This window comes from Halalkalibacter sp. HAAS-P013, from assembly GCF_056619925.1.
On sequence record NZ_JBWQTU010000013.1, the window covers coordinates 98,940 to 124,853 of the forward strand.

18 protein-coding genes and 1 pseudogene are annotated in these 25,914 nt (G+C 36.2%); 16 read left to right on the plus strand and 3 right to left on the minus strand.

The window, feature by feature from the left end; all coding sequences use genetic code 11:
* Positions 1 to 68: 68 nt before the first annotated feature.
* Genes AC1FXP_RS17495 through AC1FXP_RS17505 form a run of 3 tightly spaced genes read left to right on the plus strand, consistent with a single transcriptional unit; the run spans position 69 to position 4,741 of the window.
* On the plus strand, positions 69 to 1,553 hold the full coding sequence (locus AC1FXP_RS17495) for a PTS transporter subunit EIIC (protein WP_480063272.1): 1,485 nt from the start codon (positions 69 to 71) through the stop codon (positions 1,551 to 1,553).
* 3 nt (positions 1,554 to 1,556) lie between these two features.
* On the plus strand, positions 1,557 to 3,062 hold the full coding sequence (locus AC1FXP_RS17500; RefSeq protein ID WP_480063273.1) for a sucrose-6-phosphate hydrolase: 1,506 nt from the start codon (positions 1,557 to 1,559) through the stop codon (positions 3,060 to 3,062).
* Positions 3,062 to 4,741: a glycoside hydrolase family 13 protein gene (locus AC1FXP_RS17505; protein ID WP_480063274.1), complete on the plus strand. Its 1,680-nt coding sequence runs from the start codon at positions 3,062 to 3,064 to the stop codon at positions 4,739 to 4,741. The genes AC1FXP_RS17500 and AC1FXP_RS17505 overlap by 1 nt, the downstream gene beginning before the upstream one ends.
* Positions 4,742 to 4,976: 235 nt before the next feature.
* Here the strand turns inward: AC1FXP_RS17505 and AC1FXP_RS17510 are convergent, their stop codons facing one another.
* Positions 4,977 to 6,014: a LacI family DNA-binding transcriptional regulator gene (locus AC1FXP_RS17510; RefSeq protein WP_480063275.1), complete on the minus strand. Its 1,038-nt coding sequence runs from the start codon at positions 6,012 to 6,014 to the stop codon at positions 4,977 to 4,979.
* A 377-nt stretch (positions 6,015 to 6,391) separates the two neighbouring features.
* On the opposite strand from AC1FXP_RS17510, the gene rpiB reads away from it, so the two are divergent.
* The 7 genes from rpiB to rbsK all read left to right on the plus strand — a co-directional run bounded on the left by rpiB (position 6,392) and on the right by rbsK (position 12,632).
* Positions 6,392 to 6,871 carry a ribose 5-phosphate isomerase B gene (gene rpiB, locus AC1FXP_RS17515; protein ID WP_480063276.1) on the plus strand — a complete coding sequence of 160 codons (480 nt, stop codon included), beginning with the start codon at positions 6,392 to 6,394 and terminating at the stop codon, positions 6,869 to 6,871.
* A gap of 104 nt (positions 6,872 to 6,975) precedes the next feature.
* Positions 6,976 to 8,289, plus strand: a complete 1,314-nt coding sequence (locus AC1FXP_RS17520; protein WP_480063277.1) for an ABC transporter substrate-binding protein — start codon at positions 6,976 to 6,978, stop codon at positions 8,287 to 8,289.
* An 87-nt stretch (positions 8,290 to 8,376) separates the two neighbouring features.
* A complete protein-coding gene (locus AC1FXP_RS17525; RefSeq protein ID WP_480063278.1) occupies positions 8,377 to 9,357 on the plus strand; it encodes a carbohydrate ABC transporter permease in 981 nt (326 codons plus the stop codon).
* A gap of 18 nt (positions 9,358 to 9,375) precedes the next feature.
* Complete coding sequence (locus AC1FXP_RS17530) at positions 9,376 to 10,206, plus strand: carbohydrate ABC transporter permease (RefSeq protein ID WP_480063279.1); 831 nt, start codon at positions 9,376 to 9,378, stop codon at positions 10,204 to 10,206.
* A 46-nt stretch (positions 10,207 to 10,252) separates the two neighbouring features.
* The gene (locus AC1FXP_RS17535; protein WP_480063280.1) at positions 10,253 to 11,332 is read left to right on the plus strand and encodes an ADP-ribosylglycohydrolase family protein; all 1,080 of its coding nucleotides are present in this window, start codon (positions 10,253 to 10,255) and stop codon (positions 11,330 to 11,332) included.
* 3 nt (positions 11,333 to 11,335) lie between these two features.
* Positions 11,336 to 11,560 carry a YuzB family protein gene (locus AC1FXP_RS17540; protein WP_480063281.1) on the plus strand — a complete coding sequence of 75 codons (225 nt, stop codon included), beginning with the start codon at positions 11,336 to 11,338 and terminating at the stop codon, positions 11,558 to 11,560.
* A 127-nt stretch (positions 11,561 to 11,687) separates the two neighbouring features.
* On the plus strand, positions 11,688 to 12,632 hold the full coding sequence (gene rbsK / locus AC1FXP_RS17545; protein WP_480063282.1) for a ribokinase: 945 nt from the start codon (positions 11,688 to 11,690) through the stop codon (positions 12,630 to 12,632).
* Positions 12,633 to 13,854: 1,222 nt separating this feature from the next.
* Here the strand turns inward: rbsK and AC1FXP_RS17550 are convergent.
* On the minus strand, positions 13,855 to 14,031 hold the full coding sequence (locus AC1FXP_RS17550; RefSeq protein ID WP_480063283.1) for an integrase: 177 nt from the start codon (positions 14,029 to 14,031) through the stop codon (positions 13,855 to 13,857).
* A gap of 547 nt (positions 14,032 to 14,578) precedes the next feature.
* Here AC1FXP_RS17550 and AC1FXP_RS17555 point away from each other — a divergent pair.
* The 5 genes and pseudogenes from AC1FXP_RS17555 (at position 14,579) to AC1FXP_RS17575 (ending at position 21,001) form a co-directional block, all read left to right on the plus strand.
* The gene (locus AC1FXP_RS17555) at positions 14,579 to 14,839 is read left to right on the plus strand and encodes a hypothetical protein (RefSeq protein WP_480063284.1); all 261 of its coding nucleotides are present in this window, start codon (positions 14,579 to 14,581) and stop codon (positions 14,837 to 14,839) included.
* A gap of 234 nt (positions 14,840 to 15,073) precedes the next feature.
* The gene (locus AC1FXP_RS17560; RefSeq protein ID WP_480063285.1) at positions 15,074 to 16,084 is read left to right on the plus strand and encodes a Gfo/Idh/MocA family protein; all 1,011 of its coding nucleotides are present in this window, start codon (positions 15,074 to 15,076) and stop codon (positions 16,082 to 16,084) included.
* A gap of 454 nt (positions 16,085 to 16,538) precedes the next feature.
* The gene (locus AC1FXP_RS17565; protein WP_480063286.1) at positions 16,539 to 17,492 is read left to right on the plus strand and encodes a sugar ABC transporter substrate-binding protein; all 954 of its coding nucleotides are present in this window, start codon (positions 16,539 to 16,541) and stop codon (positions 17,490 to 17,492) included.
* A 161-nt stretch (positions 17,493 to 17,653) separates the two neighbouring features.
* Positions 17,654 to 17,842: pseudogene (locus AC1FXP_RS17570) on the plus strand (alanine dehydrogenase); the annotation flags it as partial.
* Positions 17,843 to 18,181: 339 nt separating this feature from the next.
* A complete protein-coding gene (locus AC1FXP_RS17575) occupies positions 18,182 to 21,001 on the plus strand; it encodes a pullulanase (protein WP_480063287.1) in 2,820 nt (939 codons plus the stop codon).
* 186 nt (positions 21,002 to 21,187) lie between these two features.
* On the opposite strand, the gene AC1FXP_RS17580 is transcribed toward AC1FXP_RS17575, so the two are convergent.
* Positions 21,188 to 23,545 carry a glycoside hydrolase family 70 protein gene (locus tag AC1FXP_RS17580; protein WP_480063288.1) on the minus strand — a complete coding sequence of 786 codons (2,358 nt, stop codon included), beginning with the start codon at positions 23,543 to 23,545 and terminating at the stop codon, positions 21,188 to 21,190.
* Between the two features lie 1,037 nt (positions 23,546 to 24,582).
* On the opposite strand from AC1FXP_RS17580, the gene AC1FXP_RS17585 reads away from it, so the two are divergent.
* A complete protein-coding gene (locus tag AC1FXP_RS17585) occupies positions 24,583 to 25,890 on the plus strand; it encodes a sugar ABC transporter substrate-binding protein (RefSeq protein ID WP_480063289.1) in 1,308 nt (435 codons plus the stop codon).
* The last annotated feature ends 24 nt before the right edge of the window (positions 25,891 to 25,914 follow it).

The following is a 25,914-nucleotide window of genomic DNA, read 5'->3' on the forward strand; positions in this document are numbered from 1 at the left end:
GATAACCCAAAACAAAGTAATATGAAACTACACATGAAAGAGTTTACACAAAAAGGAGGAGTTATCTTATGGGAAAGAATTATGAGGATATTTCAAAAGATATAGAAAAATACGTTGGCGGAAAAGGAAATATTCATAGTGTAACACATTGTGCTACGAGGTTGCGTTTAGTATTAAAAGATAAAGGCAAGGCGGATATAAGCAAAATTGAAAATATTCGACTAGCGAAAGGTGCTTTTATTGCCGGGGACCAACTTCAAATAATCTTCGGAGCAGGTTTAGTAAATGGTGTATGTAAAGAGCTTATGGATTATTTAGGTTTTAATCAAAATCAAGAGGTAACAAAAAATGATCCTGTTCAGAAAATGAATCCGCTTCAACGATTTGTAAAGTCCATATCAGATGTTTTTATTGAAATCATGCCATGTATTTTAGCAGCTGCGTTACTAATGGGTTTAACTTCATTGCTATCAACAGAAGGGATATTTGGTGCTCAATCTATTGTTGAACGCTTTCCGGCTATAGAAGGCATAAATAGAATTATTTCTATAGCTTCATCTGGTATTTTTGCTCTCTTACCAATGATTGTTGCTTATTCAGCTACAAAACGATATGGTGGCAGACCTGCCCTAGGTCTAGCGATTGGTGCGATTATGGTTCATCCTAGTTTAGCAGACGCTTTTGCTGCTGCACAAGGAGTTGAGGCTGCTGAAATTGTAAACCTTTTCGGATTAAATATCGAATTGATAGGGTTTCAGGGTGGAATCATTATTGCTTTAATGATTGGTTATGTTGTTGCATGGTTAGATCAGTTTTTTAATAGAACTTTACCAGACATTATTAAATTTGTTTTTACTCCAATGCTTACAATCCTAGTTTCATCTCTTTTACTCTTTACCGTTATTGGGCCATTAGGAGGGATGTTAGGCGATGGTTTAACAAATGGTTTACTTTGGATGGCAGAAAACTTTGGGGTATTCGGATACATGATCTTTGCTGGTGTCCAACAGCTTATTGTCATTACTGGCTTGCATCATACTTTTGGTGCTATTGAAGGACAGTTGTTAGCAAATACAGGAAGAGACTTTTTAAATTCATTAATGTCCGTTGCTGTGGTTGCACAAGGTGGAGCTGTTTTAGGTTATATGTTCTTACACATGAAAAATAAGAAAAATAGAGAAATTTGTATTTCGGCCTTTACTTCTACTTTGTTTGGTATTTCAGAACCTGCTTTATTTGGGGTGAACATAAAGTACAAATTCCCTCTTATCGCAGGGTGTATTGCGGGAGCAGTAGCTGGTGTTTATGTTTACTTTTCAAAATTGACAGCCGTTGGGTATGGAACAACAGGACTACCTGGCTTTACGATTGTTGACCCAGCAAATAATGGTTATATTCACTTCGCTGTTGCTCACTTAATAGCGCTTGGTTTGGGAATTATTCTTACATATGCAATTGGTATTGCATATGAAAAAAAACAGAAACAGACTAATGAAAATATATTCAATAAAGAAAAAGATCAAGAAAAAATACAGAAAGTATCGGTGGGGTAATTCATGATAGAAGTAGTCGAGAGATATAAGAGATACTTAGATATTCCGAAAGATTTAATAGAATCTGCTGAAAAAAAGACAATTAAGAGTTTCTATAAACAAAGTTTTCATGTTGAACCTGAAAGTGGTTACTTGAATGATCCTAATGGATTTAGCTTTTTTAATGGAAAATACCATTTATTTTATCAATGGTCTCCACTTAGATATATAAAAGAACCAGTGGTGTGGTTTCAGGGATGGTTTCATTTAGTATCTGAGGATTTAGTTCATTGGCACCCAGTTGGTCCAGGGATAGAACCAGACTCTATTTATGATAGTCATGGACCTTATTCAGGTAGCGCAATGGTGGATAATGAACAATTACTTATTTTCTATACAGGAAATACGAGAGATGAGAATTGGATACGAACACCTTACCAAATGATTGCTACGATGGATAAAAGCGGAGCTATTAGTAAATCTAAGTCACCTGGATTTACTGGAATAATTCCGGGTTATACTGATCATTTTCGTGATCCGAAGATTTGGAAAGAGCAAGATACGTATTATGCTATTGCTGGAATTCAAAGAGAAAATCAAACCGGTACAAGCATGATACTTAGATCAGATGATGCTAACAAGTGGGATGTATTAGGAGAAATAAGAACAAACTATCCAAACTTTGGCTATATGTGGGAGTGCCCAGATTACTTTGAAATAGACAATCAAGGTGTTTTGATTTTTTCACCTCAAGGGATTAAAAATGAAAATGATAAATATCAAAATATATATCAAACGGGATACTTAGTAGGAGACCCGCTTAACTTAGAAACACTACAATTTAATCATGGAGAGTTCCAAGAATTGGATTATGGGTTTGATTTCTACGCAACACAAACAATGCATTCTCCGGATGGAAGAAGAATATTAACTGCATGGATGGGATTGCCGGAGATCAACTATCCAACGGAAGAGTTTGGATATTGTGGTTGTTTAACTATTCCAAGGGAATTGACTATAAAAGAAGGTAATTTAATTCAACAGCCTATCAGAGAATTAAAACAATTGAGATATGATCATAAAAATTTCCAAAAGGAGCTTACTTCTGAAGAGATTTTTATGTTTGAAACAGGAGCTGTGTTTGAATTAGAAGCGAGAGTAGAGTTAAAGGATTTAACCGAGTTAAGATTTGGCATTCGGGCAGATGAAAATAATGAAGCAAAAACATTAATTTGCATTGATAAAAATAAGCGTGAAGTTGTTATCGATAGAAGCCACTCGGGAGCTACTTTTGCTACCGAATATGGAAATACACGTAAAATTGCAAAAGACATTAAGGATGAAATAAAACTGCAAATGTTAGTAGATCAAAGTTCAATTGAAATTTTCATTAATGATGGGGAGAACGTAGCTTCTAGTCGTATCTTTCCAAATGAAGACCAGAACTATTTATTTATCGAAACAATTAATGGGTCAAGCGTTATTCAATTGGACTATTGGAAATTAAAAGATTCAAAGGAGAAGCAGTAATGACGAATAGTAATGACTGGTGGAAAAAAGCTGTTATCTACCAGGTATATCCAAAAAGCTTTAAAGATACAAATGGGGATGGTATTGGAGATATTCCTGGAATCACCAGTGAGTTGGATTATATTAAAGGGCTAGGAATTGATGGTCTATGGATAAGCCCGGTTTACAAATCACCAATGAAAGATAATGGCTATGATATTGCAGATTATCGTCAGATTGATGATATCTTTGGAACAAATGAAGACATTGAAATATTGATCGAAGAAGCTCATAAAAGAAATATTAAAGTTATTATGGATTTAGTTGCAAATCATACTTCCGATCAACATCAGTGGTTTTTAGAAAGCAAGAAATCTAAGGTTAATCCTTATAGCGACTATTATGTTTGGAAAGACCCGAAACCAGACGGTAGCCCACCGAATAATTGGGGTTCTCATTTCGGAGGTAGTGCATGGGAATACTGTGATGAACGTGGGCAATATTTTCTTCACTACTATACTAAGGAACAGCCGGATTTAAATTGGGAGAATCCTAAAGTGCGCCAAGAGGTATATAATGTTATGAAATATTGGTCCGAAAAAGGGGTTGATGGTTGGAGAATGGATGTAATCACTGAAATCTCAAAATACACCGATTTCCCTGACTATCAAAGTGATCATGATCAACCTGTTATAGGTTGGATGCACAGTAATGGTCCACGTTTGCATGAGTTCATTCATGAGATGTATAAAGAAGCTTTAGAACCATACGGGATGATGACAGTAGGGGAAGCACCTGGTTCCACTGCAAAGATTGCTCGTGATTTTGTTGATCCGGCACGTAAAGAGCTGGATATGGTATTTACTTTTGAACATATGGATGTAGATGTAAAGCCTAATACACCTAACCGTAAATGGCAGTTACAACCGTTTAAGTTATCGAATTTAAAATCTGTTTTTAGTGAATGGCAGAAGGATCTGCGTAATCATGGATGGAATGCTTTATACTTTGAAAATCATGATCGACCTCGAGTGATTTCACGTTGGGGAAATGATACAGATTACCGTGTAGAGTGTGCAAAAGCGTATGCAACTATTCTTCACGGGATGCAAGGAACTCCTTATGTTTTTCAAGGAGAAGAAATTGGTATGACAAACATTCATTTAGAATTAGAGCAATATGATGATATAGAGCTACAAAACAATTATAGAGAACTAGTTTTGAAGAACAAGACGATTTCTCATGATGATTTCATGGCTGCGGTATCTCAAATTGGAAGAGATAATGCACGGACACCAATGCAATGGGATGATAGCCCAAATGCAGGGTTTACGACTGGAACACCTTGGTTTCATGTGAATCCACGTTATAAAGAGATTAATGTTAAAGAAGCTCTTGCAGATAAGAACTCTGTTTACTACTACTATAAAGATTTAATTCACCTTCGTCATGAAGAAGATATTTTGACAGACGGTCTTTTTGAAATGCTTTTACCAGAAGATGAGAATATCTTTGCCTACTATCGAGTTTTAGGAGATAAAAAGTGGTTAGTAGTTGCAAATCTTTCTGAAGAAGAACAGGAATTATTTATTCTAAATCTTGAATTAAACGGTAGCGAGGAGATTGTTATATCTAACTATTACGATAAAGCCATTACAAACATATTGAGACCTTATGAGGCATTTATATTAGAAATATAAGATGATGGTTAAAGGTCACAACTCGTCATTGTGACCTAGCCGAATTACTAGAAAGTGAAGAGGAAAATAAAGATAAGAGTCTAAGAAGTGGCATCCAATTACACAAATTTGGACACCATTTTTGATTAGTGTATTACTTAACATGGCTAAAGTAAATTTTGTAACTAGGCTAATCTTAAAGTTACTCCCTTTATGCGCAATCATGAGCGATTGATGTGTGTTCATTGTGTTTTGATCAATTATGTTCTCTTGGTCTACCGGTACTTTGCCCTATTATTAACTCAGCATGTTTGGTTATAGCTTTGGTTTCCTTATTATTGATTCGATTAACAAGCATATCAACTAGGGTTTTGCCTTGCCATTCGAAATCTTCATGAACGGTTGTTAATTTTGGACGTACATTTTTAAATATATCAATATGACCGAAAGATACGAGTGACAAATCATTTGGAATTGCATATCCTTCGTCTAACAGACAATTAACTGCAGTGATTGCAGTTACTTCGTTAGAAATCAATAGAGAGGTAGGGTGTTTTTCTTTATAAAGATTCTTTATAAAATGATAGCTTTCCTCCATGAACCCTGGAGCTTTAAGTACATTGTTTTCATCAAAAGGAAGATTATAATCCTTAAAAGCTTTCTCAAATCCTTTTATTCTTTCTATGTTATGTGAGAGCATTTTACCTTTAATATCGCCTACAATGATTTTTATATTGTTATGACCCAAATCTAGTAAATATTTTGTAGCTATATATCCACTATTTACATGATCAAAGCTCACATAGTTAAGATCATGTTCTTTAGAATATTTCATGTTAAAAACGTACGGGATATTATCGTTGTCTAATTTATTACTCAACGTATCGTTGGGCATAGAACCTAATAGGATAAAGCCATCGGCTGTATTTCTTTTAATTATATCAATGTAGGAATCATAATGGATACCGGCCGGATTAATTAATAAAATGTGATAACCGTAACTTTGTGCTCTTTCTGTTATCGCTTTCAACAGTAGAGGGTAAAATGGGTTTAAGATTACTTCACTAAATCCTTGTTGAGTAACGACTAGACCAATAATATTGTTCTTGCCTGATTTGAGCGTTCTTGCTGCTTTGTTAGGAACAAAACCTAAAGTGTCCATCGATTTTAAGATTTTGTTTTTCGTTTTTTCACTCACTTCTGACGATCCATTTAATACTCTAGATACGGTTGATTTAGTGACATTTGCATGCTTTGCAACATCGTAAATAGTTACTTTTTTGATTATAATCACCTGCCTTCTTATCGTTTTAGTGTGTAATTTAAATATATTAATAATATTGTACCGGAAATCAAATCAATTTACTATCGGTATCGATCCCATTATATATTATATCTATTGGTAATGACAAATTCTAAAAATAAAAAATATTTTAAAAGGTTATTGACATAAGTATTTCGATCAATTAGTATTTAATTACAGTTACTTTTGGTACCGATCCCGAAAATTTTTTTATTGTAATTAAAAGGGGAGTTTCTTATTTTTAGTTATTTTCCGGTACCGATCCCGATATTTGTTAAAAAAATTTTAATGAAACATTATTTACTAGTTTATTTTTTTGAAACATTTCGGAAGCGTTTTCATTTTCAGGGATTTATAAGGGGGTAAAAATGATTTTATCAATTGGTAGTGATCATGCGGGGTATCCGTTAAAGGCAAAAGTAGTTGAGATTTTAGAATCAAATGGAATTGACATTATTGATCATGGAAGTTATTCACCGGAACCTGTCGATTTCCCTGATATTGCTCGATTGGTATGTGATTCTATTAGAAATGGTCAAGCAAATCGAGGCATTATGGTTTGTGGAACTGGTGTAGGTGCAAGCATTGCAGCAAATAAAATTCCACGAATCAGAGCAGCTGTCTGTCATGACATTCATTCTGCTTATCAATGTGTGGAGCATGATGATGTAAACGTCATGTGTATCGGGGCAAAAATTGTTGGGGAGTGGTTAGCTAAAGATTTAATTGAAGTATTTATAAAGGCAGAATTTAGTACAGAAGAACATTTTAGACGGAGAGTAAGGAAGTTGGAATTACTAGAATTAGATTCAGCTAAAGAATTACGACATAAATTAACTGATTATTAACAATTTTCTTTTTTTGGAGGTGGTGATTGAAACTATAAATCAAAACTGGAACTATGTTTAGGACTAATCATTATTTCTAAAAGCTATTAATTGGAGGGGATGAAATGTTTAGTTTTCAGAAAAAGAAGGTTTTAAGTATTCTGTTTGTGATTCTAATCTTGGTTAGTTCAGCTGCTTGTTCGAATCAATCATCATCAAATACAGAAGGCTCTTCAAATGATGATGAAAAAACAAAAATTGTTTTTTGGCATAATTGGGAAACGGGTCCTGCTGGGGAATCATTAAAAAAGTCAGTAGAATTGTTTAATGAAACACATCCACATATCGAAGTGGAAGCGGTTTATGTAGCCCCTGATGGTGGTGATGCAATTGGCTCAAAATTATTAACTGCTGTTGCTGGAGGAAATCCTCCTGATGTTTATTTTTCAAGTCGATATGGAATTGCAGAATTTACAGATGCAATTACACCGTTAAATGAGTTTGCTGAAAGAGATGGAATTACTGAAGACCTTTTTTATGATTGGGCATGGGGGGAAGCAACATATGAAGATATCTTAATGGGTCTACCATATGACGGCACTGCACGAGCCTTATTTTACAATAAAGATCATTTTAGAGAAGCAGGTTTAGATCCTGAAGACCCTCCAACAACCATAGAAGAATTAGAAGAAGCTGCAAGAAAGCTAACGATTAAAGAAGGAAACAGGTTTGAACAAATTGGGTTTATCCCATGGTTTGGACAAGGATGGTTATATACCTGGGGGTGGTCTTTTGGTGGTGAATTTATTGATGAAAATGGAACCATAACGGCTAACGCCCCCAAAATAGTAGAGGCGCTAGAGTGGAAAACAGATTTTGCAGAAGAATATGGCATTGAAACACTTAACAGTTTCGTAAGTTCAGCTGGATCTGATGCAACGAATCCATTTATAACTGGTCAATTATCAATGATGGTTGATGGGAACTGGATGTTAGGACAATTTGAACAATACGCGCCAGACTTAGATTATGGTATTAGTTATATCCCAACACCTACAGGTGAAGATTTTACAACTTTTATGGGGGGGAGAGCTCTAATCATGCCCAAAGGTGTAGAAAACCAAGACGAAGCTTGGGAATTCATAAAATTTATGACTACGACAGAGGAGGCACAAAGTTTGAAAGCGATGACGGGAGAATTTGCTGCCATCCCTGAGGTCAATGAAAAAATTTATGGTGGAGATCCTAAACAAGAGAAGTTCCTTGACGTTTTGCCGAACGGATATCATCGGCCTGTTGTTCTTGCTGGAAATATGATGTGGGATGAATTGGCAAAAGCACCTGAATTGGTTATGGCTAACCGGGGTACTCCACAAGAAATATTAGATGATATAAATGAAAAAATAAATAAAGAAATAGAATCAAAAAAATCAAAATAAAATCAGAAAAAAATCAAATTAAAATCATTACCTTTTTAACAGAGAAGGGTTGAACGACTCTTCTCTGTTAAATAAAAGGGGGACACTATGTCAAAACCAGAACCAATTCATAATGATATTGTTATACATCGTAAAAAAAATGAAGAGCCTAAATTTAAACGGAAACCAAAGAAAGAGCGCCATTATAGTATGGAACATAAACGTGCGAGAGCGGGAATCTTATTTGCTACACCATGGATTTTAGGTTTGTTATTGTTTTATGCTTATCCTTTGTTTAGTTCGTTGTATTTCAGTTTCACAAATTACAATGTTATCAGTGAAACGACATTTATTGGACTGGATAACTATATAACATTATTTCAAGACAGGCTATTTTGGAAAAGTATATCAAATACACTTATTTACGCAGCGATGTTTGTTCCTTTGAGCATTCTTGTAGGTGTCAGTTTAGCTATTCTTTTAAATCTTCCCATTATTGGGCAGGGGTTTTTTAGAACCTTATTCTTTTTACCAACTTTATTACCAGTGATCGCTTTATCGATATTATGGCAATGGCTATTAAATTCTCAAATTGGACTTGTTAATTATTTGTTGGATTTGATTGGGATAGCTGGTCCCGGCTGGTTAAGTGATCCCACTTGGGCGAAGCCATCGCTTGTCGTGATGATGCTATGGGTAATTGGAAATGCCATGTTAATTTATTTAGCTGGGTTACAGGATATCTCGCAAGATTATTATGAAGCAGCAGAAATTGATGGTGCAAACTGGTTTTGGAAAGCGATTCATATCACTTTACCACTGTTAACGCCTGTTATTTTCTTTAACTTAATCATGGGAGTTATTCAAGCATTACAAGAATTTACTCTGCCTTACGCCTTAACATATGGTACAGGTAGTCCGGCTGAATCCTTACTCTTTTACAGCATGCATCTATACAATAACGCATTTTTATATATGAAAATGGGATATGCTTCATCGATGGCATGGATTTTATTTATTGTCATTATGGCCATTACATTAATTCTATTCAAAACGTCAAAAAAATGGGTGTTTTATCAAGGAGATTAAGGAGCTGGAGGTGTAATTGTGAAAACTCAATTAAGAGTAAAAAAGATATGGATTTATTTATTTTTAATAATAGCAGGAGTAGCATTTGCAGCGCCCTTTATTTGGATGATCTCTACATCATTAAAGCCTAACTCACAAATGTTCTCCTATCCGCCTGAATGGATACCTGATTACTTATTTTTTGAACATTATGTGAGGGCAGTAACAGACATTCAATTTTTCACATTTTTTAAAAACTCACTAATAGTATCAGTTTTTTCAACCATTGGGGTAATGATTTCCTGTCCTTTAGCGGGATATGCATTTGCTCGATTGAAATGGAAAGGGCGAGATACATTGTTCATCGTCACTTTAGCAGTAATGATGATTCCATTCCCTGTAACGATGGTTCCTTTGTTTGTAATGTTTTCAAACTTAAATCTAATAAATACGTTCTTACCATTGATCATTCCAACATTTTTTGGAGTTCCGTTTTTCATCTTCCTTATGCGTCAGTTTCTTAAGCAGTTGCCAAAAAGCTTGGAAGATGCAGCAAGAATAGATGGCTGTTCTGAATTTATGATCTATTTCAAGATTATGCTTCCATTGTGTCAACCAGCCATTTTAACGATAGGTTTATTTCAATTTATGTTTTCCTGGAATGACTTTTTACTCCCATTAATTTATCTCAGTGATCAATCCATGTATACATTGCAGTTAGGTCTTCAACAGTTCAGGTCAGCAGAAGATACAGCATGGGGACCAATGATGGCAGCGTCCGTATTAATTTCGTTACCAATTATAGCCCTCTATTTCTTTGTACAAAAAGCTTTTATTAAAGGTATTTCTTTTGGTGGAGTTAAAGGGTAGTTCCTTTTACTTATATAAAATATAAAATAGGATGGTGTTTATTATTATGAGTAACAATGTTAGTTTAAGAGACAAGTTTTTCGGATGTATATCAGGAGTTCATATTGGTTCTTCCATGGGAGCAGCTGTAGAAGGATGGAGCTATCAAAAGATAGAAGAACGCTACGGTACGTTACAGAGTTTACAATCTTATGAGCATTATAATAATGGTTGGGTAAGAGAACCAGGAACAACTGAAGATGGTGTTGAAAGACAAAAACTTATGATTACAGCAATGATCGAAAAAGAGGATCGAGTAAATGCTGAAGATGTTAAAAAGATTTGGATAAGAGATATTAAACCAGAATCAATAGGTATGATCTCAGAGCCATTCGAAGCAACATTGTTAGCGATGGCTAAGAGTGATATACCTGCTGTAGATTTAGGGAAATACTGTGATTATTCAGGGTTAAATAGTTTTGCACGTGCTTGCCATCCTATTGGATTAATAAATGCTGGAGATCCAAGAGGAGCAATGGATGATGTATTTGAAGTTGGGCAACTCTATCAATCTAGTAATAGTAGAGGTTTAAAGTGGGCATCTGTTACAGCAGTTGCAATAGCCTCAGCAACTAAACCTGGGGCAACAGTTGATAGTGTAATTGGAGATATCTACGATTTATGTGACCAAGACCGTGTCGTAAAAGAAATTGACAGAGAGTTAAAGCACACAGCCCATTGTAAAGACTTTAGAGAGTTAAGAGAAGCTTTTGATAGTGTTTATGCTGGTGAGGGAATGGATTATGCGTATGCATGGGCAAATGAAGTTGTTACAAAAGGTATTTGTATCTTTAAAATGGTTGATGGTAACCTAAAGGATGCCATGGTATCTGCTGTGAACATGGGAAGAGATGTGGATTGTATTACCGCTGTAGCATCAGGTATTTCAGGATCACTAACGGGAGCTTCATCTATTCCTGAAGAATGGATTAAACAAACTGACTACGCCACAAACCTCAATAAAGTAACAAATTCTCAAAGAACTATCCAGGAACATTCAGATGGTTTATATCGTGCCTATCAATCTCGACTTAATAAGATGAAAAACTTCGCAGATAAGATGTTAGTTGAGGAAAATGTTATTTAAATCATGAAAGGCGATGTAATACGTATTCTTTCTTTTTGTTCTACTAACTTAACGAATGGTGAAAAAGGGACAGTGAAGCGATGGGTAAACGATCATCCGCTATTAACATATAAAGAAAGCATGTGTTTAGCAGAATGCAGCACTTGTTCCTACCATAAAATTTTTAAGGTGAATGACCAAGTATACCGTGCTAAAAATGTCCGTCAGTTGTTAGATTTAATTAACTAACCGTAACGAAGGTTACACATCCATTTTAGTATCCAATCAAAATAATGTTGTTTAAGGAATCTGGTGTAGACACCAGGTTCCTTTTTAAAGAAATATTACTAATAGAAGGAAAGAGAGTGGAAACAGTATGGGGAAAATATTCGTTGTTGGAAGTATCAATATGGATATTGTTCAGAAAGTAGGAAGATATCCACGCCGAGGAGAAACAATAAAGTCATTAGGTTTGACTTATTGTCCTGGTGGGAAGGGTGCTAATCAGGCAATGGCTATTCATTTAAGTGGGCAGGAAGTATGTATGATCGGTGCGGTAGGCAAAGATCCGATGGGGAAGGAGCTACTTGCTCATTTTAAACATTCAGGAATGGATAGCCACTTTATAGATGAAGTAGAAGGCCCATCAGGAACGGCTTTTATAACGGTTAATGAAGAAGGAGAAAATCATATTGTGTTAGCTGAAGGGGCTAATTCCAGTCTATCAAAGGAATATGTTGAACAGGTTATACAAAATAGTTCATGGGGCGAAGGAGATACAGTATTAATCCAAAATGAAATTCCTTGGTCTATAACCAGGTTTGTGATGGAAGAAGCATATCGAAATAGGGTTCAAGTTGTCTTTAATCCTGCACCTGCTCTTGAAATTCCAGATAAGGTTTTTGGCTGGATCGATACTCTCATCTTAAATGAAACCGAAGCGGAATCGATCACAGGAATAAAAGTGTGGAATCATGCTGAAGCATTAAGAGCGGCCAAGTGCTTGATTAAGTATGGTGTAAAAGAGGTCATTCTCACTTTAGGGGGAAACGGTTGTTATTATTACAATCAAGGTCAAATTGAATTATTACATCCGGCCTATTCGGTGAAAGCTGTAGATACAACTGCAGCTGGAGATACGTTTATTGGAGCATTTATTGCTGCGAGATCTAATAGGTCTTTTTCATTAACTGATTGTTTACGCTTTGCAAGTGGGGCAGCTGCAATTGCTGTTACGCGTCATGGAGCACAGGAGTCAATTCCCACCTTAGAAGAAATAGATTCATTCGTAAATGAACAAGAAGAAATAACCTCTATCTAGGAATTGAATTTGAAGGAGACGGTAATAGGTTCCATTGCTATATTGAGGAGTGTGGGGTAGTCCCAAAAGGTCTGTTTGGGACTACCCCGAAGCAATGAGCAAAGTCGCTACATCTTTTAAAAGCCTTGAGAGGAGTGGGTTCTCCTCTCAAAGCGAGTAGCGAACGGAATCATTGCCGCCTCCTTTTCAGCTTATGAAACAATCGGTTTAAAACAGTTTGAGCTGATTCAGGTCTGGTTTGATCACAACTATTGAATGCACTTCCTCAAAGTTCTATCTCACTTTTCTAGTCTGATTCATTTGTTCCATTTGAATGTGGTTTAAACTGAGTCACTGTGAAACCGGAAACCACATTCGCTTTCGTCCTAGTACTTTGGCGGCTTGTTTTTAAATGTCGTTCTCTTATTTTTAAATGTTTATTTTCGATTTTTTAATTTAATAAGCTACTTAAAAAGATCCATTTTCCGATGTAGGTGTGCTCGGCATGTCTAACAGCTAGGTGGTGAAAGTCCTTCTAGAAGATCAATGGAAACTTACTACTGATTAATTACTATCCCTTCAGATAAATGTGTCAACTTCTCAAGATTCTGATAAACCCCCATATTTAAGGTCAATAAAGTATATTTTTGCGGTATCCATAGAATTTGTAGCATATCACCACACTGTGGCGTGGAGATAATGTGCCAACAGCTTCAAAAAAGATAGGTAACTTTTTACAGAAAAACAAAGAGCCTTCATAACTTAGGAAAGGCTCTTTACTGACTGCTATATCTTTTATTTTCTTTCACAAGTAAGTAGTGAACAGCACTAAACGTGCATGTAGTGTGTAAAATATTCTATATATTAGTCATTTTAACCCTGTGCACCCTAAACCCAATCCTAAGCAGATCTAAATAAAAAAACTATAGGTATTGTTTTAATACCATAGTAAACCTATCTTATATTAGTTCAAATTTACTACTTACTTATCTTTGGTAATATGATTTTTACAATGGTACCTTCTCCAAAATTACTGTCAATTTTTAACCCATAAGAATGAACAACGGTGAAGATGTAGGGCTGGGTGATATCCTTAGCGTGAGCTCGGTTTTGACAGGGTGGAGGTCACTGGTTCGAACCCAGTACGGGTCATTTACTAAAAAGTCAGCAATACGCGTGTTCTCAGGATCTGAGGAGCGCGTTTTTTTGTGGTTGAAGAAGAGAGATGTGGCTTTTGATCACATTATTTTGTATTTCTTTTTTTGAGTTTTTCTTTCTGATAAAAAGCAGAGCCGAAGTCGGCTGCAAGCTCTTCTTGGATGTTTGGCATAATGTGAGCGTATGTTTCCATTAATGTTCGAACGTCATGTCCAAGTCGTTCGGCAACAGCCTTTGGATTTGCTCCATTTTGAAGTAACATAGATGCGTGCGTATGTCGTTAATGGTGAGCTCACCATTAACCAGATTATGTTGTGGAGTCACGGATTATGGAGAGTATAACGAAGCTTAACAGGGTTACGAGTTTCCATTCAGAAATCGCTCCCCATAATCCATCATACCAATCTACTACTCAAATAGTGAATTCAACCAGTTACTATTAAAAATGATACAGGATATATTAAGAGACTGCTAAAAAGGTTAAAACTGGAAGCTGCTGAAAAAGGTTAAAACCATACCTTATTCAGTGGCCTAAAACTGACTTTTTTTCAGCTGCCCCAGTAATAACGCGTCTTTTGTGCGAATGATCGTATGAGTTGCTATGTTATTTAATCTCCTTATTAACGTTCAGGCCCAAAACTGAACCGATTACTATAAAGGGTTCCTTTCTTGTGCAATCGGTTGCACAAAGGAGTCTTTTCCGGTACTATTAATAAATAGTGGTGGAGTTATAGTAAACGTGTAAGCTCTATTTAATAAGTATAGAAGCTTGCGTGCAGGAAAACGTGATCGGTATAGGAGATGATCTGATGGACATGTGGGTAGGAAAAATTAAAGGATATAATTGTGATGGGGAATTTATAGGAACGTATCGGGCTGTTATTAGGAAAGAGGGGGATATTCTCTTTAAGATGACATTGCATTTTGACGGTATGAAGAATAGATGCAAAAGTCCATTTATAAAGGAAGAATATTTCAGTTCAAATTTAGAAGTGTTAAAGAGGAAGTTTAGAACTTCTTTACCGCAAAAAGAAAAAGCAAAAATAGTTTGGAAAAAGAAGGATTCATAATTATTGGAATTTTCGGTAAGATGAAGACTGTGATCATATTTTGATCCACTAGTTAGAGTCTAAGACGGGTAAGATTTATCACCAAACATTGTGAAGTGCGAGATTTAGATAGATTCAAGAAGAAGCGCTTCTTGAATGTGTTCTAGAACGTTTGACTCTCTGATTTTGTGATTATATGGAAGTCTGTATGATGAGGAAATTTATTATCCGAAAAATGAAAAGGGGAATGGACAAATGGTTAATTTGGCATTAATTGGTGCATGGCATGTTCATACAGAAGGTTTTGTAAAGGAAGCATTAAAAACCGGAAATGCAGAATTAAAAGTTGTCTGGGATGATGATGAAGTAAGAGGAATAGCCTTTGCTAAAGAATTTGGAGTTCCTTTTGAAAAGGATCTGAACAAGGTACTCAGTGCAAAAGATGTAGATGGAGTTATTGTAGAGTGTGCCACCACAAAGCACAAAGAAATTATTGTAAAATGTGCGAACGCCAAAAAACATATTTTCTCGGATAAAGCCTTGGCGCTTACAGTAAATGATTGTCTGGAAATTAAAAAGGCCATTGAGGAAAATCAAGTGAAATTTATGGTGTCGTTAGAATCCAAGGTCATTGGTGCATACCGCTATGCAAAACAACTGGTGGACGATGGAAAGCTCGGTAAAGTGACATCCGTTTACTTTAGACGTGTTCACCAAGCGGCATTGGATAAAAACATGCTGCCTGCTTACTGGTTTGATCCTGCACAAACTGGCGGAGGAGTAACATTAGATTTGGGATGTCACGGATTATATCTTCTGCCACACTTTTGCGGAACACCTAAAAAGGTTACCTGTATGATGAATGAACTGTTTGGAACTGGCAGTGATGAAAATTCGACCACCGTCATTGAATTTGAAGGTGGTGCTATCGGTACAGCCCATACCTCATTTGTAGGCTATCGTATGGATAATATGCTGGAGATTGTCGGAACGGAGGGTATTTTGGTGATTTCTGGTGTAGATGATTCTAATTTCAGGGTATTGTTACAATCAAAAAATGTAGCTGGACACGAAGAATTGGTACCTGTTCAAAGTGAAAGCCTCCCAACAGATGATGAAATACCAAGTGCCCAATTTGTGAAATTGCTGTCTTCTGACAAGGGGCAGAGTCTACCATACTTTGATATAGATACTGCGATTACCTTAACCCGTCTGATAGAGTGTGCATATGAATCTTCAAAAGAACGAAAAACTGTTTTGTATTAGGTCGATTCTAGGGGGGAGTGCGACGACGGATATTTGTAGATTTGCTTCGATATGTATCTGGTGAGATCGTTGAGGTTCAATCGCTATTCGGAAATCGAGTGATGCATATGAAACTAGAATCTTTAGTGTAGCGGATGTGGGAATCGTGAACATGAAATTAAGTAACGGAATTGTAGCCAATATATCAAATACCTGTGTTCGAACTAGTTTGTTTGTACTCGCATGTCTATTGTTGTGAATTGGAGTCTTTCGCTTGGAGTTTATATTGAAATAAAAAATCACTTGTAATAGTACTATGGTATTATGTTATTAACACTTGTGATGGATGTGGTAGAAGGACCATACAAAAAGGTGAGAAATTTTAACTCTCCATCATCTGAAGACTTAGAGGTATAGCGTTAGTTGCTATTTGCTTAGTGTTACTGAACATCTTAGATAAAATGGGGATGATTGAATGTTGAAAAGAAGACAAATAATTATGCTTATCACTATATTAGTTCTTTCCACCAGCTTAATAGGTTTAATATCTAACCCATTTGTTAGTAACAAACCTACAGTAGTTGTAGTATTAAAGGACTTACATACTCAGTATTGGGAAATTGTAAAAGCAGGAGCAGAAAGGGGTTTTCGAGATTTTGGTGTGGATGGTAGAGTAATTGCACCTAGTTTCGAATCAGGAGAAGATGTACAAGAGTATCTTCTCAGAGAAGTCCTTAAAGAAAAGCCAGATGCATTAATTGTCTCTCCGAATGACTCCTCAATAATTCCTATTTTAAAAGAGTTTGATCAAATGAATATCCCTGTAATGTTATTAGATACAGATGACCCTTGGGAAAATAAAGTTTCTTATATTGGGACTAACAATGTCGATTTAGGCCGAATGGGTGGAATGTTATTAGCTTCACAACTTCAACCAGGAAATAAAGTGGCCCTGATTGCAGGAGATATGAATCATCCAATTTCAGGTGAGCGAATCAACGGGGCTAAAAAAAGTTTAGAGGCTGCAGGAATTAAAATAGCAACAGAAAAAACAGACTTACCAAATGAAACAGAGCCGATAAAAGAAGTAATGGAAACAATTTTACAAGATCACCCGGATATTAAAGGTGTCTTGACCGAGACGGATATCAAAGCACTAGCAATTTATGAGGTTATTGAAGAGCACGGTCTTAGCATTCCAGTTATAGGAGCGGACGGAATTATCGAGATGTTAGAGTTGATAGAAGAAGGGAAATTATCAGGGACAGTAGCACAGAATCCGTATGACATGGGATATTTAAGTGTTGAATCCGTGACTAAAGTAATTGAAGGTGAAGTAGTTGAAAATAATATTGATAGTGGTGTAGACATTATTATCAAAGGGAATGCAAAACAAAGGTTAGACTTTCAGAGAAGATTGTTGAGGTGAAGTATTAACCTCTGTTGAAAAGTGTGCTAGTTAACTTTAGCCTATAAAAACATTTCTATAATGTTTTTATAGGCTATTAGTATTTGACTGTAACGCATGGTTTCACAAGTAAAAGCCCTTTTTAGCGCCTTTTGCATCATAAAAAAAACCTTGACCCTTAGAATGTTACAGTTCCTTACGCATTACAGATTGCAAATAAAGGTGTATCCCAAGCCATTTCCGATAATCATTCTTTGAAATCTGGATTAAACGTAGCAAATGGAGAAATCACTTACGAAGCTGTCGCTAAAGTTCTTGGATATGAATTTGTTTCACCTGATAAAGTTTTTGAAAAGGTGCCTACAGCGTAGTAGAATTAGGTGACCTTCAACGTTGGTTGTAAAAGACAAGTAATGAAACGCCTTCTCAGGTTTTGAGGAGGCGTTTTTGGTGTCAAATGATAACGATCTTTATTGAGGACTTTCTTCGTGGTAAAAAATAGACTCAGTGTCTTATATTCTAATGGGAATAATAAAAAACACCATTAAAAAATCAATTGGTAATTATAGGCAATTAAATTGTAATATATGACACATCAACTATAAAGAAAGCGGTTTCATTTAAAGCGGTTTCTCGTAGATAATAAATATGCACTTTAAATAAGAGGGGGTGAAAAGTAAGAAGGTAAAAAAACAAAAGGAGGAGAGTATATGAAAAAATCTTTATTAGTAGTACTAGTTTTTCTAATAACATTGTCATTAGGAAGTTTTTTATTTAATCAACATGGGACAGCTGAACTGTCAGGAGCGAACCATCTAGAATCTAATGATATTCCCGAAAATACGCTCAGAATTCACTATCAAAGAGAGGATAATAACTTTACGGATCTTGGTCTTTGGTTATGGAACGATGTAGCTATACCTTCTGATAATTGGCCATCAGGTAGTACATCTTTTAAAGAAGACCAAATGACTAACTATGGTGCCTACCTAGATATAGAATTAACGGAGGATGCTAAAAAAGTAGGATTCCTTGTAATAAATACGACTACTGGAGACAAAGATGGGGGCGACAAAGTACTTGATCTCTCATCTTCAGACATTAATGAAGTATGGATTAAAGAAGATGATGACACGGTTTATACTTCTGCAGATGGAGAAGTTTCGACTAGAATCATTTCAGGAAAAGTGGTATCAGACACTAAAATTCAACTAGATTTTACTAATATAGGAGAATTAACAGAAGTGGATTTGGCAGAGGCTATTAAGATCTCGGATAAAGATGGCAATGAAGTAGAATTTATAAGTATAACAATTAAAGATAATAAAACGATTGAGATTAAGGGGGACTTTGACTTAACTCAGACACCTTTTACTGTAACTTACAAAGAGCAAACCATTACTGCTGTACTAGGATGGAAATTGATTGATGAACTGTACGCTTACGATGGTGATTTGGGTGCAAGGTTACATGACGATGGAACAGCGACGTTGAAATTATGGTCACCTATGGCTGAAAATGTCTCTGTCATTTTGTACGATAAGGATGATCAGTTTGTTGTTGTGAACGATAATATAGAGATGACAAAAGGTGATCGTGGGGTTTGGGAAGTCATACTTACAAAAGATAATACAGGAGTGGAGAATGTTGCAGGTTATTTCTATCATTACGAAATTGATCATGATGGAAATAGAAAAATAGCACTAGACCCCTATGCTAAATCTATGGCAACGTGGGATAACTTAGGAGAGTATCCAATTGGGAAAGCAGCGATTATCGATCCTTCAACGATTGGACCAGAGCTAGAGTTTGCGAAAATTGAAGGGTTTGAAAAGAGAGAAGATGCGATTATTTACGAAGTACATGTAAGAGACTTCACATCTGATCCTAGCATTGAAGATGAGCTTAGTGCACAATTTGGAACATTTGCAGCTTTTGTTGATAAACTAGATTACATTGAAGATTTAGGTGTGACTCACGTTCAGCTTTTACCAGTGATGAGTTATTTCTGGGGAAGTGAATGGAAAACTGCTGAAAGAATGTTAGAGTATGCTTCTACTGGAGTGAATTATAACTGGGGCTATGATCCACATAGTTATTTTTCTCCAACTGGTATGTATTCAGAAAATCCAGATGATCCAAAGTTAAGAATTAAAGAGTTAAAGATGTTGATCGATGAAATTCACAGCCGCGGTATGGGAGTGATCCTGGATGTAGTTTACAATCATACAGCTAGAGTCGAGATTTTTGAAGATCTTGTTCCAAACTACTATCATTTTATGGATGCTGACGGTACTCCAAGAACAAGTTTTGGTGGTGGACGTTTAGGGACGACTCATGAAATGGCAAGAAGAATTCTTGTAGATTCTATTACTTACTGGGTTGACGAGTTTAAGGTGGACGGTTTCCGTTTTGATATGATGGGAGATCATGATGCAGAAAGTATTCAAATTGCCTATGACCAAGCAAAGGAACTCAACCCGAATATCGTTATGATCGGAGAGGGCTGGAGAACATTTGTAGGGGATGAAGGCGACGATGTTATGCCAGCAGACCAAGACTGGATGCAGCATACAGAAAGTGTAGGGGTTTTCTCTGATGAGTTTAGGAACGAATTGAAGTCTGGCTTTGGAAGTGAAGGAGAACCAAGATTCATTACTGGAGGGGCAAGAAATATCGAGCAAATTTTTGACAACATAAAGGCTCAGCCACATAACTTTGTTGCAAGTGATCCTGGTGACGTTGTTCCGTATATTGCAGCTCATGATAATTTAACGCTCCATGATGTAATTGCTCAATCTATTAAGAAGGATCCAGAATTTCATCAAGAAGAAATTCACAAACGAATCAGAATCGGAAATGCAATGGTTTTAACCGCTCAAGGCAAGGCCTTTATTCATGCAGGCCAAGAGTTTGGACGAACGAAGCAGTTCAAAGCTGAAACTTCTGAGCCGCCATATAAATCTACTTATATGGAAGAAGAGGATGGAAATCCGTTTACGTTCCCATACTTTATCCATGATTCTTATGACTCCTCAGACGCTATTAATATGTTTAATTGGGATCAAGCTACGAATGAAGAATTGTATCCTATTAACAACCTAACAAGGGAGTATACAACAGGTCTGATTGCTTTAAGAAGATCAACAGATGCCTTTAGATTAGGAACAAAAGAATTAGTTGATTCTAATGTAACGTTAATAGATGCTCCAGAAATAAAGGAACAAGATTTAGTAATAGGCTATAGAAATGAAGCAACAGATGGAACAGCTTATTATGTGTTTGTTAATGCAGATACGAAAGAAAGATCATTAACAATTGGTGAAAATCTAATTAGAGGCACCGTTTTAGTAGATAGTGATGAAGCTGGAATAGAAGAGGTATCAGAAAGGTCTGGCTTTAAACTAACTGGCCGCAGTATAATGATCGATCCTTTGACAACAGTGGTAATAAAGATGGATAGTGAGAAAGGCAAGGATAACAAAGGTAATAATGGAAAAAAGGTAAATCAAAAGAGCAAAGGGAAGTAGGAATTCTTTTCAATGAAGGATTGCTTGATTACAGCAGGTAGTAAAGGGAAGCCCTTCATTCACAAAAGTTGACCGTGTCAGACCTTGGGGTGGAGTGAGCACAACTGATGTCTAACAAGAAACGAAAGGAACCAGTACGATTCTAAATACTGGTTCCTTTCTCCTTATTCTAAAGGATAATTTGCTTTATTGACTTTGATTGCGTCTTAGCCATTGTTGCCATGCATTCAATTCATTTTGTCTCCATGATTGTCCATTATTTCCTCTGTTGTTTTGAGGTTTGGTCTCATTGTTATCTTTATTGTTCACAATTGCTTTGGTTCCGTTGTCAGCATTTTTAGCTTTATTGCCCTTGCCGCCAACAAAGCCATTGTCTCTAGGTACCCAAACACCTAAATAACCATGTACTTGTGGGTTGCTCACGCCTTTAACGTCAACTGTTAAAATACCATTTTCATCTGTTGTTAACACTTCAGAGTTAAATCCAGTTATATCGACAAACCTTTGGTTGGCATGTAGCTCACCCATGTTGACATTGATCGTCGTATCCATGTCTGAATTATTTCCTATTACTGTTGCGATACCCGTGCTGCGATCTGTTCCAAAACGCACACTTGCAAGCAGGTCATGTCCTGGTGTTTCAGAAGTATTAGATGAGTAATACGTAATTTCTTGGTCACCCGATACATAATCAGTTCGTGCTTTCATTAGTTTATCGATTGTATCATAATAAATCGTCTTTTCTGACATGTAAGATGCATTTGATTTATATAGATCGCCATAAAAGACTGTAGGAACAGTATCTTTATTCGTTAACATATATGCATATTGACTCGGAACATTACGAGGTGCATACTGCTTATCTGTTTTTTCCATGTCTTTAAAATATTTTTCATATTGATACTCTTCATACTCACGTGTACCTGGTTCTGTACCATTAGCTTCTTCTTCTGTTAACGTGATTTCACGTAAGATGTTATGCTCCTGGTCATGGTTATTGACAAATGACCAATTTGGAATAGCCTCGGCACCACTAGTATCGGTACGGTTAACATAAGAAGAACTGACGATATCACTTAAAGGTCTCCAGCTTGATGCACTTCCTAAAGTAGCCATTAGAGCTCCATAAAGATGGTGATCATATGCTAACTGACCATTGTTATTATTGTTTAGAAAATCTACTTGGTTATCTGTGTAGGATTCAATATAACTTAAATGGTTGTTCAAGTCGTCACCATAACGAGAACTCATAAGCTCTGCTAAATCGGTAAGGATCTTTGTATTGAAATGAGACGCAGCATCAATACGGAATCCATCAAAATTATATTCATCCAGTAAAAATTTTGCCCAATTGAGCTGCTCTGCTTGGACAGTTGGATTAGAGTTGTCAATGTCTGATCCAACTAAAAATTCGTATTGTAAATTATTTTTGTTTACATTACTATTGTCTTCCTTGTTGAAACGTAAATTTCCACGGGGGTCGGTTTCAGCCGAATATCCTGGTTGAGCATGGATATAATCAGATGTTAATTGAGTGATTTCCTCACTATCAGCGGCAATAATGTTTTCCCTAACTTCTTGATCCGTTTCCCCGTCAAATCCATTAGCTCTCATATAATCTAGGTAGTTTTCATTAATCGCACCTGGTTGAGGATCCTCATAGTGAAGCAACAACGGAACCCATACTTGGTCATCAGTCGTATCTGCATTCTCAGCAGCATAATAGCCATCTACCGTTAAATAAGTATCAATCGTATTGATCGCATCGTACTTTGCGGCATCTGAATGAGCAAGCCATTCAGGAAGATAATTATTTGAATCATCAGGACCGAAATAACGGTAATGTGTACCATCTTGATCTACCATTAAACGGTATCTGCCTAAGTGTTGGGGACTAGTTCCATTTAAAAATGTGTGATTCCATTCTTTAATTAACCCATATTTTTCTTGTCCTTTGCCTCCGCCTTTACTATAAACAGGAACTAACTTATCAACAAAGTCAGGATCGTTCGGGTTTCCATAGTTATCAACGGAGGTGACACTGACAACTTCAGGTTTGGCTAGTCCAATCATTTGATTTGGAACAAGGTCTGCTTGAACACGAATCCCTTGATTGTGTAGTCTCGAGATTAAACCTTTTAATTCATCACTTGTTCCATATTTAGTTGCTCTTTCTCCATTTGGACCTTGTGGAAATTCTCCTAAATCATAACGATCCGCTACTGAATACCCTTCAAAGTAGTAGGAACCTTCAAATGCTCGATAAGCAGGCGGTGCCCAGACATCTGTCACACCCCATCTTTTTAGCAAGTTTATATTTCGACTAAAAGTCGTATACATATCCTTTTCATCTGGCAAGTAAAGCGTAAAACCTTGGAAGATCAAGCGCTCGTCCAATTCTTCACTGGAAACAAAGCCTTGCATATTATCTGTTGTTTTAGCTGACACAGGTGTAGAAGGGAATTGTACACTTGTCACAATTGTTACAACTATTAGGTTAACAATAAGTGCTATTGTTAACCCTTTTTTCATTTTATTAATCATATTCTCCTCCATTTTTACGAAACTATATTCGTAGGTTTAATCCCATACATACACATCATATGAATCCAGATCTAGATCCATAGTGGATACAAGTGTTTGCATAAATTCATTCTTTAAGCATAATTCTTTTTTTATTTCGATTGTCCCTTGCGCAAGGTAGTTACAGTGTATGGATTATTTGAAATTCGGTCAAACTACTTAATTATGCCTTTCGCTAAGAGGGCATAATTACTATGCAACTGATTGCATAAGGGTTTGCAAACGTACTCATTTTCTTTGACAGCGTTTTATTTATGTTTAAAAAACAGGTATAAGTTACTGGTTCTAGGCAGCGGCAATGTGATTTTTCTCAGTATAAAAGTCATGAATATTCTCAATTTTTCGGATTTTGTCCACTAAATAATGTAAAAAAAGAATTTAATTGGTTATTTTTAAGGGAAAAGTGTTTTATTTTACCTTTATAGAAGAAAATAAACCACTAGAAAAATCAAAAGAGACAGAAAACAGTTAGTTAATCCTAACAAAAAACACTACCTCTCAAATAATAATGGTTTCTTAAAGGGTGTGTCACTTAAATACTGATTGTTTATTGAACCAGCAGGAAATAAACGAATTATGTATTATTTTAATGATTGAGATGTGTTTAGGTTAATTTTAGAAAAAAAGAAACTTTTCCTGTTCTTTCTTTAAAGAGTGATGAAACTTTGAAGATCGAAAAGAAGAAATTCTTAAACTAGATTTAGATAAGGACGTTTTCGACCATAATCATCAGCAAATGAAAAAGTCATGACCTTCCTAGTATGGAGGTCATGACTTTTTATAGTGTGTAAAGTTCAACTTGAAATTTATGAATGTTTAGACAAACGGTGTCTTGTATTTTTAATTTGAAGAATATAAACCACCATAAAAGATAGTTGGTAAATATAGGTAAAACAATTGTAATAAAAGACACATCAATAGTAATGAAAACGGTTTCTTAAATGTCGTATCTGATAGAAAATTAGCATGTACTTAATAATTAAGGGGGAGTAGTAAAGATGAAAATCAAAAAATTTTTAAACGTATTAGCAACAGGTGTTTTATCGATAGGGATCCTTGCAGCTTGTTCCGGTCCGCCCCAAAGTGCACCTCCAGTAAGCAACCCTATAGATGGGGATGGAGGTTCAGACAACGAACTCGTTGATTTTGAAATCACCCCTGAAGAAGGAGCGGAACTGCTCGTATGGGACAATGGTGATGAACATCGAGAATGGGCTGAATATGTTGCTGAGAAATTTACTGAAGAATATGGTGTTCCTGTAACAGTAGAAGAATTAGGACATACTGATGCTCCTGGGGTTTTACAAACGGATGGACCAGCCGGACTTGGAGCAGATGTATTTGCAGGCGCTCATGATCATGCAGGAACTATGGACGCTGCAGGTCTTATTGTTGAAAACTTTTTTCCTGAGTACTATGAAGAGAATTTCATGGAAGCTGCTGTTCTTGGAACATCAGTAGATGATACATTGTATGGCTATCCTTATGCAATTGAAACGTATGCACTTTATTACAACAAAGATCTTGTAGAGGAAGTACCTGAAACATTTGAAGAACTTTTAGAATTATCAAGGGATTTTACAAATGTAAGAACAGATCACTACGGTATCATGTTTGAACCTGGAAACTATTACTTTACACATGCATTTTTAGGTGGTTATGGAGGCTACGTTTTTGGTGAAGACAATACTGATCCATCGGTTACTGGATTAAATAACGAAGGTGCTGTACGTTCTGGTGAATTTATGCGTGAAATAAGAGAAGCGAGTTTGCCACTTAATACGGAGGACATTACAGGAGATGTAATCGGAACTCTTTTCAATGAAAATCAGGTTATGTTCCGTATATCTGGACCATGGGATGTAAATGCACATATTGAGGCGGGAGTGAACTTTGGTGTTGCTCCACTGCCACTATTAAGTAATGGCGAGAATCCAACGAGTTTCTCAGGTGTAAAAGGTTACTATGTGAGTGCTTATACAGATTATCCTGATGCTGCTGCTCTTTATGCACAATTTGCAACGAGTGAAGAAATGCTAGAAAAACGTTTTGAAATGACTGGTGAATTACCACCACATTTAGCTTTACTCGAAAGTGATGTTATTTTAGACGATCCGATTTTATCGGCTTTCTTGGAGCAAGCACAATTTGCACAACCAATGCCGAATATTCCTGAAATGCAAATTGTGTGGGGACCAATGGGTGATGCATTTATAAGCATTTGGAATACGGACCGTGATATTGAAGACATTTTAGATAGTGCGGTAGATCAAATAAGTGAGTCAATTGATGTGTTAAACAATTAATGAAATGAAATTCCCAAGTTGGGA

Coding starts and splice junctions, on each gene's coding strand:
- AC1FXP_RS17495 (WP_480063272.1), top strand. CDS start 69: ATGGGAAAGAATTATGAGGATATTTCAAAAGATATAGAAAAATACGTT.
- AC1FXP_RS17565 (WP_480063286.1), top strand. CDS start 16,539: ATGTTGAAAAGAAGACAAATAATTATGCTTATCACTATATTAGTTCTT.
- rpiB (WP_480063276.1), top strand. CDS start 6,392: ATGATTTTATCAATTGGTAGTGATCATGCGGGGTATCCGTTAAAGGCA.
- AC1FXP_RS17575 (WP_480063287.1), top strand. CDS start 18,182: ATGAAAAAATCTTTATTAGTAGTACTAGTTTTTCTAATAACATTGTCA.
- AC1FXP_RS17520 (WP_480063277.1), top strand. CDS start 6,976: ATGTTTAGTTTTCAGAAAAAGAAGGTTTTAAGTATTCTGTTTGTGATT.
- AC1FXP_RS17535 (WP_480063280.1), top strand. CDS start 10,253: ATGAGTAACAATGTTAGTTTAAGAGACAAGTTTTTCGGATGTATATCA.
- AC1FXP_RS17500 (WP_480063273.1), top strand. CDS start 1,557: ATGATAGAAGTAGTCGAGAGATATAAGAGATACTTAGATATTCCGAAA.
- AC1FXP_RS17585 (WP_480063289.1), top strand. CDS start 24,583: ATGAAAATCAAAAAATTTTTAAACGTATTAGCAACAGGTGTTTTATCG.
- AC1FXP_RS17505 (WP_480063274.1), top strand. CDS start 3,062: ATGACGAATAGTAATGACTGGTGGAAAAAAGCTGTTATCTACCAGGTA.
- AC1FXP_RS17560 (WP_480063285.1), top strand. CDS start 15,074: ATGGTTAATTTGGCATTAATTGGTGCATGGCATGTTCATACAGAAGGT.
- AC1FXP_RS17540 (WP_480063281.1), top strand. CDS start 11,336: ATGAAAGGCGATGTAATACGTATTCTTTCTTTTTGTTCTACTAACTTA.
- AC1FXP_RS17525 (WP_480063278.1), top strand. CDS start 8,377: ATGTCAAAACCAGAACCAATTCATAATGATATTGTTATACATCGTAAA.
- AC1FXP_RS17555 (WP_480063284.1), top strand. CDS start 14,579: ATGGACATGTGGGTAGGAAAAATTAAAGGATATAATTGTGATGGGGAA.
- AC1FXP_RS17550 (WP_480063283.1), bottom strand. CDS start 14,031: ATGTTACTTCAAAATGGAGCAAATCCAAAGGCTGTTGCCGAACGACTT.
- rbsK (WP_480063282.1), top strand. CDS start 11,688: ATGGGGAAAATATTCGTTGTTGGAAGTATCAATATGGATATTGTTCAG.
- AC1FXP_RS17580 (WP_480063288.1), bottom strand. CDS start 23,545: ATGATTAATAAAATGAAAAAAGGGTTAACAATAGCACTTATTGTTAAC.